Below are 15,544 nucleotides of genomic sequence, written 5' to 3'. Positions count from 1 at the left end.
TTCCTCAGCTTTCTCGCAGCTCGCGACGGAGGATCTTTCCGGAGGCGGCCCGGGGGACCGCGTCGATGAACTCGACGGCCCGGACCTTCTTGTACGGGGAGACCCGGGCGGCCACGTGGGCCATGACGTCCTCGGCGGTCAGCCCGGGCGCGGCCGGCTGGCGCACCACGAACGCCTTCGGGATCTCCGTGCCGTCGGCGTCGGTCACGCCGATGACGGCGGCGTCGGCGACGCCCTCGTGGGTGAGGAGCAGGGCCTCCAGCTCGGCCGGGGCGACCTGGAAGCCCTTGTACTTGATGAGTTCCTTCACGCGGTCCACGACGTAGAGCCAGCCGTCGGCGTCGACGCGGCCGATGTCGCCGGTGTGCACCCAGCCGTCCGCGTCGATCATCGCGGCGGTGGCGTCCGGCCGCCCCAGGTAGCCCTTCATGACCTGCGGGCCCCGGATGGCGATCTCGCCCTCCTCGCCGGGGGCGGCGTCCTTCGACGGGTCGTCGAGGGACAGGATCCGCATCTCGGTGGAGGGCAGCAGTCTGCCGACCGTGCCGGGCGGCGGGTTCTGGGCGGAGAGCGGGGTGACGTGGGTGCCCGGGGACAGCTCGGTCATCCCGTACGCCTGCCGCACCGGCGGCACTCCGAGCCGGGCCGAGCACGCCTCTGCGAGCGCCGCGTCGAGCGGGGCGGCGGCGGAGACGATGTACTCCAGCGAGGACAGGTCGTAGTCGGCGACGGCCGGGTGCTTGGCGAGCGCGAGGACGATCGGCGGGGCCACGTACAGGCCGTTGATCCGGTGCTTCTGGATGGCGCCGAGGAAGACGTCCAGCTCGAAGCGCGGGAGGACGACGACGGTGGCGCCCTTGCGGAGCGGCGCGTTCATGAGGGCCGTGAGCCCGTAGATGTGGAAGAACGGAAGGACCGCGAGGATGCGGTCGCCCGGTCCCATCGGGATGAACGGATCCAGCTGCGCCAGGTTGGTCGCGATGGAGGCGTGGGTGAGCATCACGCCCTTGGGGACGCCGGTGGTGCCCGAGGAGTACGGGAGGGCGGCGACGTCCTCCTCCGGGTCGACGGCGATCACCGGCTCGGGCGCCGTGGAGGCGAGGAACGCCTGGAGGGAGCGGACGCCCTCGCCCTCCGGCGCCGTGTCGCAGACGAAGATCTCCTCGACGCCGCCCGCGAGTTCGGCGGCGGCCCGGGCGGCCGGCAGCAGCGGCGAGACGGTGACGATCCAGCGCGCGGCGGAGTCCCTCAGCTGCTTGGCGAACTCCTCGGGCGTGGCGAGCGGGTGGACGGTGGTGACGGAGGCGCCGGCGCGGGTCGCGGCGTAGAAGGCGACCGGGAAGAGCACGGTGTTGGGGCTGTGCAGCGCGAGCACGTCCCCCTTCCGCACCCCGGCCTCCGCGAGACCGGCGGCGACCCGCCGGTGGAAGGCGTCCACCTGCGCGTACGAGAGGGACAGCTCCCCGGCCCCGTCGACCAGCGCGGGCGCGTCCCCGAAGGCGGCGGCCCCGCCGAGCACGGCGTCGTGGATGGGGAGGGACAGGGTGGAGACCGGCTCGTACTCGCTGTGGAACACCATGCGTTGCCCCCTGGAGAGGTGAAAGGTGGCCGCCAGGATCGCTGCTGCGGGTACCGCTTGGGGAGACCCTGTCAGCCACCCGTAAAACAATCAAGCATGCCTGCATGGTTCGGGGCGGGCGGGGCCGGGGCACGGCGCTCCCGGCCCCGGGCGGTGTCACCGACTCCGGGGCCGCGCCCCCCGGCCCCGAGTCCCGGGACCGTGTCACCGCCCCGGACGGTGTCCCCCCGGCCCCGGACGGTGTCCGGGGCCGGTGGCCTCACTCGCAGGCGACGCCGTCGCCGTCGCGGTCCAGCTTGCGGCTGTAGCCGGGGTCTCCGGCGTGGATGGGGGCGGCGCCGGCCGCGCGGACGGCGGCGCAGTTGGCGTAGTAGACGTTCTGCGCGGGGGCCTCGGTGGTCGGCTCCGGCTCGGGCTCCGGCTCGGCCGTCTCCGGCGGCCGGGTCGCCTGCGTCGGCTTCGGCTTCGGGGCCTGGGTGGTGGGCGCCTGGGTGGTGGGTTCGGGGGCCTTCGTGGTCGGGGGCTCGGTGGTCGGCTCCGGCGTGGGCGTCGGGGCCTCGGTGGTGGGTGCCTCGGTCGTCGGCTCGGGCGCCTCCGTGGTCGGGGCCTCCGTCGTCGGCTCGGGCGTCGGGGACGCCGTGGCCGTCGCCGTCACCGCCGGCTTCGGGTCCCCGTCCGTGCCCTTCTTCTCCTTCTCCGGGTCGGTGACCAGGAACAGGACGAACCAGAGCGCGGACAGCACCGTCGCCACGATCTTCGTGCGGCTCGTCCACCGGCCGAGCCACGCCAGGGCTATGCCCACCGGCGGGAGGAGGACGAGCAGCGCGATGATCAGGGCGGGGTGCTGCCACCAGCGGCGCGGCGGCTGCCAGGCCGGGGCGGGCTGGTAGGGGTTCGGCTGCGGGTACACGCGCGGCTCCAGAGGCGTGAAGGGGACGACGGGCACCGAGCGGGGTGCCGTGGCCGTGGATCGTACACAGGACCTTCACAACTGGTGGGCCGTATCCGAGGATCGGAACCCGCGGGCCTGAACCCGTCGGCCGGAACCCGCCGGCCGTGCCCCGGAGCCCCGCGGCGGGAGCCCCTGCCCGGATCAGTACGACTTGGGCAGCCCCAGGGTGTGGGTCGAGACGAAGTTGAGGATCATCTCCCGGCTGACCGGGGCGATCCTGGCCACCCGGGAGGCCGTGACCAGGCGGGCGAGGCCGAACTCCTTCGTCAGGCCGTTGCCGCCGAGGGTGTGGACGGCGGTGTCGACGGCCTTCACGCACGCCTCCGCCGCAGCGTACTTCGCCATGTTGGCCGCCTCGCCCGCGCCCAGGTCGTCGCCCGCGTCGTACAGCTTCGCCGCCTTCTGCATCATCAGGCGGGCGAGTTCGAGCTCGATGTGCGCCTGGGCGAGGGGGTGCGCGATGGCCTGGTGGGCGCCGATGGGGGCCTTCCAGACCTGCCGCTCCTTGGCGTAGGCGACCGCGCGGTCGAGGGCGTACCGGCCCATGCCGATCGCGAAGGCGGCCGTCATGATCCGCTCCGGGTTGAGGCCGGCGAAGAGCTGGAGCAGCCCCGCGTCCTCGTCGCCGACCAGCGCGTCGGCCGCCAGCCGCACCTCGTCGAGGGTCAGCTCGAACTGCTTCTCGTCCGCGTCGAGTTCCATCTCGATGTGACGGCGGCCGAAGCCGGGGGTGTCGCGCGGGACGATGAAGAGGCACGCCTTGAGATTGCCGGTGCGGGCGTCGGAGGTACGGCCGACGACGAGGGTCGCGTCGGCGATGTCGACGCCCGAGACGAAGACCTTCCGGCCGTCGAGGACCCAGCCGTCCTCGGTACGGGTGGCGGTGGTGGTGATCCGGTGCGAGTTCGAGCCCGCGTCCGGTTCGGTGATGCCGAAGGCCATCGTCCGCGAGCCGTCGGCGAGGCCCGGGAGCCACGCCTCCTTCTGCGCGTCGGTGCCGAAGCGGGAGATGACCGTGCCGCAGATCGCCGGCGACACCACCATCATCAGGAGCGGGGCCCCGGCGGCCCCCGCCTCCTCCAGCACGATGGACAGCTCGGCCATGCCGCCGCCCCCGCCGCCGTACTCCTCCGGCAGGTTCACGCCCAGGTAGCCGAGCTTGCCGGCCTCCGCCCACAGGGCCGCCCGGTCGAAGCCGGGGCCGTGGCGGCGGCCGAGCGCGGAGACGGCGGCGCGGAGCTCGGTGTGCTCCCGGGGCTCTATGTCGGTGCTCATCGGTGCTGGTCCTCCCGGTCTTCGGCCGGTACGTCTCCGGCCGGGACGTCTTCGGTCTGTACGACGGCGAGCAGGGCACCGACCTCGACCTGGCGGCCGGGGGCGGCGTGGAGCGCGGTGAGCGTGCCGGAGGCGGGAGCGGTGACGCGGTGCTCCATCTTCATCGCCTCCAGCCAGAGCAGGGACTGCCCGGCCTCGACCCGGTCGCCGACGGCGAGGCCGTCCGCGAGCCGGACGACGGTGCCGGGCATCGGCGCGAGCAGGGAGCCGGGGAGCGTCCGCTCGCGCGGGTCGGTGAAGCGGGGGCGGACGGCGAGCCGGTGGGGACCGACGTGGACGGTGCCGTCGCCGTACCCGGCCGGCTCGAAGTCCTGGACGACGCCGCCGACTTCGAGGCGTACGCGATCGGGGGCGGCGCTCACGACCCGGACGCCCTCGGGGGCACCGACCTCGTAGCCGCCGTCCCGGGTCGGCCGGTAGCGGACCTCGTGCTCCCCGAAGGTCTTGACCTGCTCCCTGGAGCGCACGTTCCGCCACCCTCCCCCGAAACGGCCGGAGTTGCGGGCCGCGTCGGCGAGCGCGGCGGCGACGGCCGCGAGCTCCGCGCCGTCCGGCGGGGCGGCGAGGGCGTCGAGGTGCCGGTCGTAGAAGCCGGTGTCGAGGCTCCGGTGGTCCTGGAAGCCGGGGTGCCGCAGCGAGGCGACGAGGAGGTCCCGGTTGGTGGCCGGACCGTGGATGACGGCCCGCTCCAGGGCGTGGGCGAGCCTGCGGACGGCCTCGGCGCGGGTCGGCGCGTGGGCGACGACCTTGGCGAGCATGGCGTCGTAGTGCACCGGCACGGTGTCCCCGGAGGCGTAGCCGGTGTCGACGCGGACACCGGGCACGCCGAAGGCGTGCAGGCGGCCGGTCTGCGGGGCCCACCGCGCCGCCGGGTCCTCGGCGTAGAGCCGGGCCTCCACCGCGTGGCCCCGGGCGGCCGGCGGCTCCGGCGGGAGCGGGGCCCCCTCGGCGACGGCCAGCTGGAGGGCGACGAGGTCGACGCCGTACACCTCCTCGGTCACCGGGTGCTCGACCTGGAGGCGGGTGTTCATCTCCAGGAAGTGCGCCTCGGGGATCCCCTCCGCCCGGGCGGAGGCCTGGGGGGAGCCCACGGCCCGGGGGGAGCCCACGGCCCGGGCGGAGCCGACAGCCGGGGCGGAGCCGACAGCCGGGGCGGAACCCGCGGCCCGGGGGGAGCCGACTGCCGGGGCCGAGCCCACAGCCGGGGCGGAGCCCACAGCCTGGGAGGAGCCCGCGGCCCCGGGGGCGTCCGCGACCAGGAACTCCACCGTGCCCGCGCCGACGTAGCCGACCGCCTTCGCCGCCGCCGCCGACCGCTCGTACAGCTCCTCGATGAGCGCGGGCGGCAGGCCCGGCGCCGGGGCCTCCTCGATCACCTTCTGGTGCCGGCGCTGGAGGGAGCAGTCGCGGGTCCCGAGCGTCCACACCGTGCCGTACGCGTCGGCGAGCACCTGCACCTCGACGTGCCGGCCGTTCTCCACGTACGGCTCGACGAACACCTCGCCGTCCCCGAAGGCGCTCGCCGCCTCGGCCGCGGCCGCGGCCAACGCGTCCGGCAGCTCGGCGAGTTCGCGGACGATCCGCATGCCACGCCCGCCGCCGCCCGCCGCCGCCTTCACCAGGACCGGCAGATCGCCGGCGGTGACGTCGGTGAGCGGCGCGATGCCGAGGAGCTCCTTGGCCCGGGTCTTCGACGCCATCGCCTCGATGGCCTCCGGAGGCGGCCCGATCCAGGTCAGCCCGGCCCCGGTCACCGCCCGCGCGAAGTCCGCGTTCTCGGAGAGGAAGCCGTACCCGGGGTGGACCGCGTCCGCGCCCGCGGCGAGCGCCGCCGCCACGACGAGGTCCCCGCGCAGGTACGTCTCCGAGGGCGCGGCCCCCGGCAGCCGTACCGCCGCGTCCGCCTCCCGCACGTGCAGCGCGTCCGCGTCGGCGTCCGAGAAGACGGCGACGGTCCTGATGCCCAGCTCGCGGCAGGTGCGGAAGACGCGGCAGGCGATCTCGCCGCGGTTGGCGACGAGCAGCGTGGAAATCAACTGGTGCCTCACATTCGGAAGACGCCGAAGCCGCCGCGCGCGCCCTCGACCGGTGCCGTGTGGATCGCGGACAGGCACAGCCCGAGGACCGTGCGGGTGTCGCGGGGGTCGATGACGCCGTCGTCGTAGAGCAGCCCGGAGAGGAACGCCGGCAGCGACTCGGACTCGATCTGGGCCTCGACCAGGGCCCGCAGACCGGCGTCCGCCTCCTCGTCGTACGGCTGCCCCTTCGCCGCCGCCGACGCCCGCGCCACGATCGACAGCACGCCCGCGAGCTGCTGCGGACCCATCACGGCGGACTTGGCGCTCGGCCAGGCGAAGAGGAACCGGGGGTCGTACGCCCGGCCGCACATGCCGTAGTGCCCGGCGCCGTAGCTCGCCCCCATGAGGACGGACAGGTGCGGCACCTTCGAGTTCGACACCGCGTTGATCATCATCGCGCCGTGCTTGATGATGCCGCCCTGCTCGTACTCCCTGCCCACCATGTAGCCGGTGGTGTTGTGGAGGAAGAGCAGCGGGATGTCCCGCTGGTTCGCCAGCTGGATGAACTGCGCGGCCTTCTGCGACTCGGCGGAGAACAGCACGCCCTGCGCGTTGGCGAGGACGCCGACCGGATAGCCGTGCAGCCGCGCCCAGCCCGTGGCGAGCGAGGGGCCGTAGAGCGGCTTGAACTCGTCGAAGTCGGAGCCGTCGACGATCCGGGCGATCACCTCGCGCGGATCGAACGGCGTCTTGAGGTCGCCGGGCACGATCCCGAGCAGTTCCTCGGCGTCGTACTTCGGCGGCTCGACGGCCAGCGGGTCCGGATCCCGGTGCGCCTTGCGGTGGTTGAGGCGCGCCACGATCCGGCGGGCCTGCCGGATCGCGTCGGGCTCGTCGACGGCGTAGTGGTCGGCGAGGCCGGACACGCGCGCGTGCATCGCCGCGCCGCCCAGGGACTCGTCGTCGCTCTCCTCGCCGGTCGCCATCCTCACCAGCGGCGGCCCGCCGAGGAAGACCTTCGACCGCTCCTCGATCATCACCGTGTGGTCGGACATGCCGGGCACGTACGCCCCGCCGGCCGTCGAGTTGCCGAAGACGACCGCGACCGTCGGGATGCCGGCGGCGGAGAGCCGGGTCAGGTCGCGGAAGAGCGCCCCGCCCGGGATGAAGATCTCCTTCTGGGAGGGCAGGTCGGCGCCGCCGGACTCCACGAGGGAGATCACCGGGAGCCGGTTGGCGAACGCGATCTCGTTCGCCCGCAGCGCCTTCTTCAGGGTCCACGGGTTGGAGGCGCCGCCGCGCACGGTCGGGTCGTTGGCGGTGATCAGGCACTCGACGCCCTCGACGACGCCGATGCCGGTGACCAGGGACGCGCCCACGGGGTACGCGCTGCCCCAGGCGGCGAGCGGGGACAGCTCCAGGAACGGCGAGTCCGGGTCGACGAGCAGCTCGATCCGCTCACGGGCCAGCAGCTTGCCGCGCGCGCGATGCCGGGCGGTGTACTTCTCGCCGCCCCCCGCGAGGGCCTTGGCGTGCTCGGCGTCGAGAGCGGCGAGCTTGTCGAGCATCGCGGCCCGGTGGGCGGCATGGTCGGGTCCACCGGTGTCGAGGGCGGAGGCGAGGACGGTCACGGAAGTTCCTCCGGGGGGACGGGACGAGCGGTCGCGGGGCGGGCCTTCGCGGGCGCCGAGCGCACGGCGGCGGGCGTCGGTCGGGCGGACGCGGGCGTCGTGTGAGCTGTCGCGGGCGCCGAGCGCACGGCGGCGGGCGTCGGGTGGGCCGTCGGGAGGCGCGCGGCGGCGGGCCCCGGACGGAGGGCGCGGGACGGGGGCGCGGGGCGGGCCTTCGCGGGCGCCGAGCACACGGCCTCGCGCGTCGGGTGGGGCGTCACAGCAGGCTCTCGGGGACGTCGACGTGGCGGGAGCGGAGCCATTCGCCGAGCGCCTTGGCCTGAGGGTCGAAGCGGGCCTGCGAGGCGACGCCCTCGCCGAGGATCCCCGCGACGGTGAAGTTCAGCGCCCGCAGGTTCGGCAGCACGTGCCGGGTGACGTCCAGCTCCGCCGTCTCCGGGAGGAGCGCACAGAACAGGTCGGCGGTCAGCGTGTGGACGAGCCACCGCCACTCCGCGTCCGTCCGCACCCACACCCCCACGTTGGCGTCCCCGCCCTTGTCGCCGCTGCGGGCCCCCGCGATCCGCCCGAGCGGCGCCCGCACGGTCGGCCCCGGTGGCGGCGGCGCGGGCAGGGCCGGCTCGGGTACGGCCTCCAGGGCGCGGGTCGCCGGCGGTACGGGGATCGCGGCGCGGGTCCCGTCGGGCAGCACGGCCGTGTGCGGGACGTCGCCGGCGGCCACGTACGCCGTCTCGAAGACCCCGTAGGGGGCGCCCCTGCCGGGCGGCGCGGTGACATGGAAGCCGGGGTAGCTCGCGAGGGCCAGCTCGATCGCCGCCCCCGTCAGGGCCCGGCCCACCTTCTCCGGGTCCTGGTCGCGGACGACGAGCCGGAGCAGCGCGCTCGCCGTCTCCTCGGTGCCCGCGTCCTCCCGGTCGGTGCGGGCCAGCTCCCAGCGGACGTCGGCGGGCGGGTTCTTCGCCAGGGCCTCCTGGACCTGCTCCCGGACGAACGCCGCCTTGGCCTCGACGTCGAGGCCCGTGAGGACGAAGACGACCTCGTTGCGGTGGCCGCCGAGCCGGCAGCGGCCGGCCTTCAGGGTGGGCGGCGGGGCCTCGCCCCGCACCCCGTCGATCCGCACCCGGTCCGGGCCGTCCTGGGTGAGCCGCACGGTGTCGAGCCGGGCGGTCGCGTCGGGCCCGGCGTACCGGGCGCCGCCCGTCTCGTACAGCAACTGCGCGGTGACGGTGCCGACGTCGACGACGCCCCCGGTGCCGGGGTGCTTGGTGACGACCGCCGAGCCGTCCTCGTACAGCTCGGCGAGCGGGAAGCCGGGGCGCAGCAGCGACCGCGGGTCCAGCTCGCGGAAGAAGGCGTAGTTGCCGCCGGTGGCCTGGGTGCCGCACTCCAGGACGTGTCCGGCGACGACCGCGCCGGCGAGCCGGTCGTACTCCTCCGGGCCCCAGCCGAAGTGCCACTGCGCGGGCCCGGTGACGAGCGCCGCGTCGGTCACCCGGCCGGTGACGACGACGTCGGCGCCGGCCGCGAGACAGGCGGCGATGCCCGCCCCGCCCAGATAGGCGTTGGCGGTCAGGACGCCGGGCTCGGACGGCAGCAGGTCGCCCTCGACGTGCGCCACCCGGGTCGGCAGCCCGAGCTTTGCGGCCAGCTCCCGCAGGGCGTCGGCGAGCCCCGCCGGGTTGAGGCCGCCCGCGTTCGCGACGATCCGCGTGCCGCGCTCGTGGGCGAGCCCGAGCCCTTCCTCCATCTGCCTCAGGAAGGTCCTGGCGTAGCCGGCGGACGGGTCCTTCAGCAGGTCGCGGCCGAGGATGAGCATGGTCAGCTCGGCGAGGTAGTCCCCGGTCAGCACGTCGAGCCGGCCGCCCGTCAGCATCTCGCGGACGGCGGTGAAGCGGTCGCCGTAGAAGCCCGAGGCGTTCCCGATCCGGAGCGGGGTCATCGCGCCTCCCCCTTCGGCGCGCGCCCGGCGCCGGCCGGCCCGGCGAAGGCCTGCGCGATCCGCAGCCAGTGCTCGGCGTCGTCGCCCTCGGCCCGCAGGGCGGTGTCGTCGCGGTGCACCCGCTGGGTGACGAGGAGGCAGAAGTCGAGGGCGGTCCCGGTGACCCGCTGGGCGGCCCCCTCGGGCCCGAAGGCCCACGACTCCCCGCCGGGAGCGGCCAGTTCCACCCGCACCGGCTCGGCGGGCGGCCGCTCGCCGCGCACCAGATAGGCGTAGTCACGGGCCCGGTGCCCGATCCAGGCGACGTGCCGCAGCCGGGCGGTGGGCGCCCGTACGACCCCGAGCGCGTCGGCCACGTCCTGCCCGTGCGCCCAGGTCTCCATCAGCCGCGCGGTCCCCATCGCCGGAGCGCTCATCGGCGGCCCGTACCAGGGGAAACGCCCGCCCGGCTCGACCGCGAGCAGCGCCTCCCGAAGGAGCTCCCGCCCCTCCCGCCAGCGCCCCAGCAGCTCGGCGGGCGGCAGCGCGGCCCCCTCCTCCGCCCCGTCGGCGACGAACCGCTCGGGCGCGGCCATCGCCTTCTCGACCTCCACGGCGAACGCCTCGGGGTCGGTGACGGCGAGCAGGGCGGCCCGGTCGGTCCAGGCGAGGTGAGCGATCTGATGGGCGACGGTCCAACCGGCGGCGGGCGTCGCGACCGCCCACCGCTCCTCGCTCAACCCCCCGACGATCCGGTCGAGTTCATCACCCTCGGCACGCAGATCGGCGAGAACCGTACGGACGGCTCCGGGGTCGGACACGGTGCGCTCCCCTCGGGAGGACGGGCCTGAGGAGTGGGAGCATGGCAGCGATCCAGGAAACAATCAAGCATGCTTGCTTGAAAATACGGACCCGCACGGCACGCCGGTGCGGGGATCCGGCCGGGGATCCCGCCGGCACGCGGCACGCCGGTGCGGGGATCCGGCCGGATAGGCGGCCGGAACCGGACAGTCCCGGCCGCGGCGGCCACCGGCCGTGGATCTTCCGCGTGGAACACCAGGGACACCCGAAGGCCGCGAGCCCCCTCGCCACCAGCTCCGGCTCCGACCTCGACCCCCTGCCCCCTGTACCCGACCCCGCCCCTGACCCCAGGGCCCCGAACCCCAGGCCCAAACCCAAGCCCAGACCCAGGCCCAGGTCCCCCCGAGGAACACCTCCGTGCTGACCGCGATATTCCAGGACCGTCTCGCCCACCTCGCCGGCTACGCGCTGGCCGCGCTCGCCCTCGGGGGCGCGGCCTGGTGGGCCGCCCGCCGGCGCGGGAGCCCGCGCGGCCCGTGGTGGGCGGGGCTCGTCGCCACCCTCACGGGCATCCTCTGCGTCACCTTCATGGGGAGCGGCCGGGCCACCGGGACCTGCGTCGTCAACCACGACGTCCTCGAGCCCTTCGGCACGACCCAGGGGTTGTGGAACCTGGCGATGACCGTGCCGCTCGGCTTCTTCGCGCTCGGGGCGGTCCGCCGCCCGCTTCCGGTCCTCGTCGGGGTCGTCGCGCTGCCGCCGGCGATCGAGTTCGTCCAGGGCTCCGTGGACGGACTGGGCCGGATCTGCGACAGCTCGGACGCCCTGGCGAACATCCTCGGCGGGCTCGCGGGCGCCGCCCTGGCCGCCCTGCTCCTGCGGCGGGCCCCGGGCTTCGCGCCGAGGGGCGGGGCCCGGGGCGCGGGCGTCGCCGCCGCCGTCCTCCTGGTGGCCGGCATGGTCCTCGCGCGCACGGCGATCGCGTTCACGCACCTGGACGGCACGGGCCTCTCCCCCGCCGACTCGGCCCAGCACAGGGCGGCGGAGGCCGCGGTACGGGAGGCGTTCGGCGACAGGTACGGCGTCCGGAAGGTCTACCACCAGCCCTGCCTGGACGTCCCCTGCTCGCACCTCGTCTTCGGGGTCCTGCCGCCCGGCGCGGGCCCTGAGGACCCGGGCGGCATGGGCTCCCTGTCGTGGCCGGACGGCAAGCGCCTGACCGTCGAGCCGGGGACCGCCGGCTTCACCGGCCCGGGCTCGGCGCCGGGCTTCCCGGTGCCGGGCGCCGGCGCCGCCCCGGACACGGAGGCGGAGGCGTACGAGACCGCCCGCCGCTACATGCGCGCCCACTACCCGTGGGCGGAGACCGCCGCCGACACGACGACGTACCCGTCCGGGCCCGGGGCGTCCCAGGGCTGGGTCACCGCCTGGCGCTGGGTGGACGGCGGCGTCGTCATGCCCCGCACCCTGAACGTCCACGTCGACCGGACCGGCCGCGTCGCCCGCGTCGACGTGACCCTCGGACCCACCCGCCTGGACCTCCCGGACCCGAAGCAGAGCGCGGACCAGGCCGCCGGGGCCGTACGCCGGCACCTGGAGGCCGGGGGCGCGGCGCTGCCGCCGGGCGTCCGCGTCGAGGCGTACACCCTCCAGGCGGTCGAGCGGGGTGGTGCCTGGCGCCCGGAGTGGTTCGTGGGCTTGGTCGACGACGGAGCCGTGCCGGAGCTCGACCCGCGCGTGTCGGACGCGGCGGAACGCTGGTACGTGGACGCGGTGACGGGCGAGGTGTACCGGGACGCCTTCGGTACGGCGCCCGCCGCGGAGGAGCACCCCCGGTGAAGCGCCCCCGGTGAAGCGCCGGGAAGAAAACACCGCCGGGGCCGATGAGTTCCGCGCGGGCCTCCGGTCCTACAGCATGAGAACGAACGAGAAGACCACGGCGGACGGCAACGGACGCACCGAACAGAACGAGGAACACGCCATGCGCACTCTGATCACCTCCGCCTTCGTCTCCCTCGACGGCGTCGTCGAGGCCCCCGGCGGCGAGGAGGGCTACCGGAACTCCGGCTGGACCTTCAAGGACATCGACTTCCTGCCGGAGGCGTACGAGATCAAGGGGCGTGAGCAGGGCGAGGCGACGGCGATCCTGCTCGGCCGGGTCAGCTACGAGGCGTTCAGCCCCGTGTGGCCGGGGATGGCGGACTTCGCCGAGTACAAGGAGATGCCGAAGTACGTCGTCTCCACCACGCTCACCGAGGGCGACCTCGTCTCGGACTGGGGCCCGACGACCATCCTCCGCACCCTCGACGAGGTCGCCGCCCTCAAGGAGACCGAGGGCGGCCCGATCATCGTCCACGGCAGCGCGACCCTGAACCGCGCGCTCGCCGACGCCGGTCTGGTCGACCGCTACCACCTGCTGGTCTTCCCGTTCCTCCTCGGCGCCGGCAAGCGGCTCTTCAGCACCACGGACAAGGACGCCCAGAAGCTGAAGCTGGTCGAGCACGAGGCGTACGCCAACGGCATCCAGAAGCAGGTCTTCGACGTCGTCCGCTAGCCGGTCGAGCCGTCGGGCCGACGCCCGGCGACCCGACGCGGTTCACATGCCCAGCAGGCCGAGCAGGCGCCCCAGCGCGTCCGCGACGGGCTGGGCCAAGGGGCCGACGACTGCGGCCAATTGGCCGAGTCGCGCCAGGGTGAGCGCCTGCCGCTCCAGCGCCGCGCGGTCCGGGGCCAGTGCGGGGAGGGCCGCCTCGACGGTGCGGGCCTGTTCCGGGTCGAGGTGGACGAGCAGGGCGCGGAGTTCCGCGCTCAGCTCCTCCACGGCGGCCCGGAGGGCCGGGTCGGGAGCGGCGGCGCCCTTCTGGATGCCGATGTTGTGGTCACCGTGCTGGTTCACCACGTCGCCGTGGTAGGTCGTGTATCGCGTCGGCTCGGTCACAGCTTCTTCCCCACGTTGAACCTGCCGTGCTGGTTGATGACGTCCCCGTTGTAGTTGTTGAGCTGGTGGACGTACGCGGTGAACTCGGCCTCCGGATGGTCGATCGCGTGGACGATCTGCCCGGCGACGACCCTCAGCTCGTCCACGCTGGGCAGGGTCACGACCGCAAGCGAGCCACCCGCGGTCTCCACCGCCAGCACCGGCCTCGGCGGCTTCATCGCCTCGATGACGAGGAAGATGACCAGGCCGAGCAGCACGGCCAGGAAGAACGGACCCCCGCCCTCCCCGATCCTTGCCTCGCCGCCGCTCACCACGTTGAGCAGGACGTAGGCGACGACGGTGATCCCCAGCCACTTCAGGAAGCGGAGGAAGGCGGAGCCCCGGTACGGCTTGAGCCTCAGGGCGTCGACCCGTGTGATGTTCCGCAGCGGTACGGCGGACGCGCCGACCCACAGCACGCGCCCTTTGACCTCGATCTTCAGGACGTCCTTCGGATCCGGTAGCGGAGGGAAGAGCGGGGCCGCCGGCCGGCCCGGAGGGTCCGGCGGTGGCGGCGGTGGCGGCGGTGGCGGATCGGACGGCGGCGGGTCTGATGGCGGCGGCGGTTCGTCGGGCGGCGGCGCGAAGCCTCCGATGGCGGTCATGAGCCCCCCGTGCACTCGTGCCTCGTCCCGCGCTCAGCGGGAGCCCCATTAAGCGCCCTCGTCGGCGCGCAGGGCAGGAGAGAACCGGCCAATTCCCTTTTGTGTGGCGCCAGTTCGCCGCCGAGCGGTTCGTTCCTAACCGGCGCGGCGGGGGCGCGGGAGGAGCTCGCCGCCGCAGTTGGGGCAGACGCCGGCCATCGCCTCCGTACAGGGCACGCAGAAGGTGCACTCGTACGAGCAGATCCGGGCCGGTCCGTCGGCCGGCAGGGCCGTCGTCTCGCAGCGCTCGCAGTGGTCGCGCATCTCCAGGGCCATCTCGGACTCCCTCTCGTCGGTTCCGTCGGTCGGTGGATTCCATGATCGGCGGGCGCCGGGCGGGCGGAAACAGGGCCTCGGCCAGAGTTCGACAGGATCAGGCCTGAATCCGGGGGCCGGGCCGGACGCGGACCGCCCCGCCGGCGTGGGTGCCGGCGGGGCGGAGGGCGCTTCGGGGCGGGTGACCTGCTGGGGGTCCTCCGGGGTGACCGAACCAACCGGGGTCCTCCTCGGGGTCCTCCTCGGGGTCCCCTGGGGGTCCCCTGGGGGTCCTAACTGGGGTCCTACTTGGGGTCCTTGTCGAAGGTCTTCGTCGACCAGACGTGGCCGAGGACGGTGAGGCCGACGCACCAGGCGACCGCGAGCCAGCCGTTGTGGCCGATCTCGGTGCCGAGGAGGAGGCCGCGGAGGGTCTCGATGGCGGGGGTGAAGGGCTGGTACTCGGCGATCGGCTGGAACCAGCCGGGCATCTGGTGGACCGGGACGAAGGTGCTGGAGATGAGCGGGAGGAAGATCAGCGGGAGGGCGTTGTTGGAGGCGGCCTCGGCGTTGGGGGAGACCAGGCCCATGCCGACGGCGATCCAGGTCATCGCGGTGGCGAAGAGGACGAGGAGACCGAAGGCGGCCAGCCACTCCAGGGCGGTGGCGCCGTCGGCGCGGAAGCCGATCGCGACGCCGACCGCGCCGACGAGGACCACACTGGCGACCGACTGGAGGACGCTGCCGACCACGTGTCCGACGAGGACGGAGGGGCGGTGGATCGCCATCGTCCGGAAGCGGGCGATGATCCCTTCGCTCATGTCGTTGGAGACGGAGACCGCCGTGCCGATGACGGTGGAGCCGATGGTCATCAGGAGCAGGCCCGGGACGAGGTAGGCGACGTACGCGTCGCGGTCCGCGCCGCCCATGCCGGCGCTCATCACGTCGCCGAAGATGTAGACGAAGAGCAGGAGCAGCATCACCGGGGTGAGCAGCAGGTTCAGCGTCAGTGAGGGGTAGCGCCGGGCGTGCAGGAGGTTCCGGCGGAGCATGGTGGTCGAGTCACGGACGGCGAGGGCGAGGGTGCTCATCGGACAGCCTCCTTCGGCTGGGCGGGGACGGTGGCGGCGGTGCCGGCGGTGAGGGCGAAGAAGACGTCGTCGAGGTCGGGGGTGTGGACGGTGAGCTCGTCGGCCTCGATGCCGGCGGTGTCGAGGCGGTCGAGCAGCCCGCGCAGGGCGCGCTGGGTGCCGTCGTTGGCGATCTGGAGCGTCAGCGCCTCGTCGTCGCGGGCCGCCTCGGTGAGGGTGGCGGCGGCGGTGCGGTAGGCGGTGGGGTGGGTGAAGCGGAGGCGGACGTGGCCGCCGGGGATCTGGCGCTTGAGCTGTTCGGCGGTGCCTTCGGCGACGATGCGGCCGCCGTTGAGGACGGCGA

General features: G+C 74.3%; 13 protein-coding genes and 1 pseudogene. 2 read left to right on the top strand and 12 right to left on the bottom strand.

The annotated features are described in order from the left end of the window. Window positions 1-4: 4 nt before the first annotated feature. The 7 genes from ACF1BN_RS18250 to ACF1BN_RS18220 form a co-directional block, all read right to left on the bottom strand. Window positions 5-1,579: an AMP-binding protein gene (locus ACF1BN_RS18250; protein ID WP_392332621.1), complete on the bottom strand. Its 1,575-nt coding sequence runs from the start codon at window positions 1,577-1,579 to the stop codon at window positions 5-7. A gap of 259 nt (window positions 1,580-1,838) precedes the next feature. Next, window positions 1,839-2,489, bottom strand: a complete 651-nt coding sequence (locus ACF1BN_RS18245) for an excalibur calcium-binding domain-containing protein (RefSeq protein WP_392332620.1) — start codon at window positions 2,487-2,489, stop codon at window positions 1,839-1,841. 183 nt (window positions 2,490-2,672) lie between these two features. Then, complete coding sequence (locus ACF1BN_RS18240; RefSeq protein WP_392332619.1) at window positions 2,673-3,806, bottom strand: acyl-CoA dehydrogenase family protein; 1,134 nt, start codon at window positions 3,804-3,806, stop codon at window positions 2,673-2,675. Continuing rightward, a complete protein-coding gene (locus ACF1BN_RS18235) occupies window positions 3,803-5,902 on the bottom strand; it encodes a biotin carboxylase N-terminal domain-containing protein (protein WP_392332618.1) in 2,100 nt (699 codons plus the stop codon). The genes ACF1BN_RS18240 and ACF1BN_RS18235 overlap by 4 nt, the downstream gene beginning before the upstream one ends. 8 nt (window positions 5,903-5,910) lie before the next feature. Then, the gene (locus tag ACF1BN_RS18230) at window positions 5,911-7,515 is read right to left on the bottom strand and encodes an acyl-CoA carboxylase subunit beta (protein WP_392332617.1); all 1,605 of its coding nucleotides are present in this window, start codon (window positions 7,513-7,515) and stop codon (window positions 5,911-5,913) included. A 256-nt stretch (window positions 7,516-7,771) separates the two neighbouring features. After that, window positions 7,772-9,454 carry an acyclic terpene utilization AtuA family protein gene (locus ACF1BN_RS18225; protein WP_392332616.1) on the bottom strand — a complete coding sequence of 561 codons (1,683 nt, stop codon included), beginning with the start codon at window positions 9,452-9,454 and terminating at the stop codon, window positions 7,772-7,774. Next, entirely contained in the window at window positions 9,451-10,254 is an 804-nt protein-coding gene (locus ACF1BN_RS18220) for a TIGR03084 family metal-binding protein (RefSeq protein ID WP_392332615.1), read from the bottom strand. The genes ACF1BN_RS18225 and ACF1BN_RS18220 overlap by 4 nt, the downstream gene beginning before the upstream one ends. A 397-nt stretch (window positions 10,255-10,651) precedes the next feature. On the opposite strand from ACF1BN_RS18220, the gene ACF1BN_RS18215 reads away from it, so the two are divergent. Next, window positions 10,652-12,073: a VanZ family protein gene (locus tag ACF1BN_RS18215; RefSeq protein WP_392332614.1), complete on the top strand. Its 1,422-nt coding sequence runs from the start codon at window positions 10,652-10,654 to the stop codon at window positions 12,071-12,073. A 142-nt stretch (window positions 12,074-12,215) separates the two neighbouring features. Further along, complete coding sequence (locus ACF1BN_RS18210; RefSeq protein ID WP_392332905.1) at window positions 12,216-12,788, top strand: dihydrofolate reductase family protein; 573 nt, start codon at window positions 12,216-12,218, stop codon at window positions 12,786-12,788. A 42-nt stretch (window positions 12,789-12,830) separates the two neighbouring features. Here ACF1BN_RS18210 and ACF1BN_RS18205 read toward each other — a convergent pair whose 3' ends face one another. The 5 genes and pseudogenes from ACF1BN_RS18205 to ACF1BN_RS18185 all read right to left on the bottom strand — a co-directional run. Continuing rightward, window positions 12,831-13,172, bottom strand: a complete 342-nt coding sequence (locus tag ACF1BN_RS18205; RefSeq protein ID WP_392332613.1) for a hypothetical protein — start codon at window positions 13,170-13,172, stop codon at window positions 12,831-12,833. Next, entirely contained in the window at window positions 13,169-13,816 is a 648-nt protein-coding gene (locus ACF1BN_RS18200; protein WP_392332612.1) for a DUF6232 family protein, read from the bottom strand. Before ACF1BN_RS18200 ends, ACF1BN_RS18205 begins: the two co-directional genes overlap by 4 nt. 135 nt (window positions 13,817-13,951) lie before the next feature. Further along, window positions 13,952-14,131, bottom strand: coding sequence for a DUF1272 domain-containing protein (locus tag ACF1BN_RS18195; RefSeq protein WP_392332611.1), 180 nt, complete (start codon window positions 14,129-14,131; stop codon window positions 13,952-13,954). A gap of 284 nt (window positions 14,132-14,415) precedes the next feature. After that, window positions 14,416-15,201 carry an ABC transporter permease gene (locus ACF1BN_RS18190; RefSeq protein ID WP_392332610.1) on the bottom strand — a complete coding sequence of 262 codons (786 nt, stop codon included), beginning with the start codon at window positions 15,199-15,201 and terminating at the stop codon, window positions 14,416-14,418. Continuing rightward, a pseudogene (locus ACF1BN_RS18185) lies at window positions 15,198-15,544 on the bottom strand (ABC transporter); the annotation flags it as partial. The pseudogene ACF1BN_RS18185 and the gene ACF1BN_RS18190, both read right to left, overlap by 4 nt.

It is taken from the genome of Streptomyces sp. NPDC014861 (assembly GCF_043081625.1).
GTDB lineage: Bacteria > Actinomycetota > Actinomycetes > Streptomycetales > Streptomycetaceae > Streptomyces.
The sequence above is the reverse complement of the archived record's forward strand: the minus strand, read 5'-3'. Positions and strand labels throughout refer to the sequence as shown.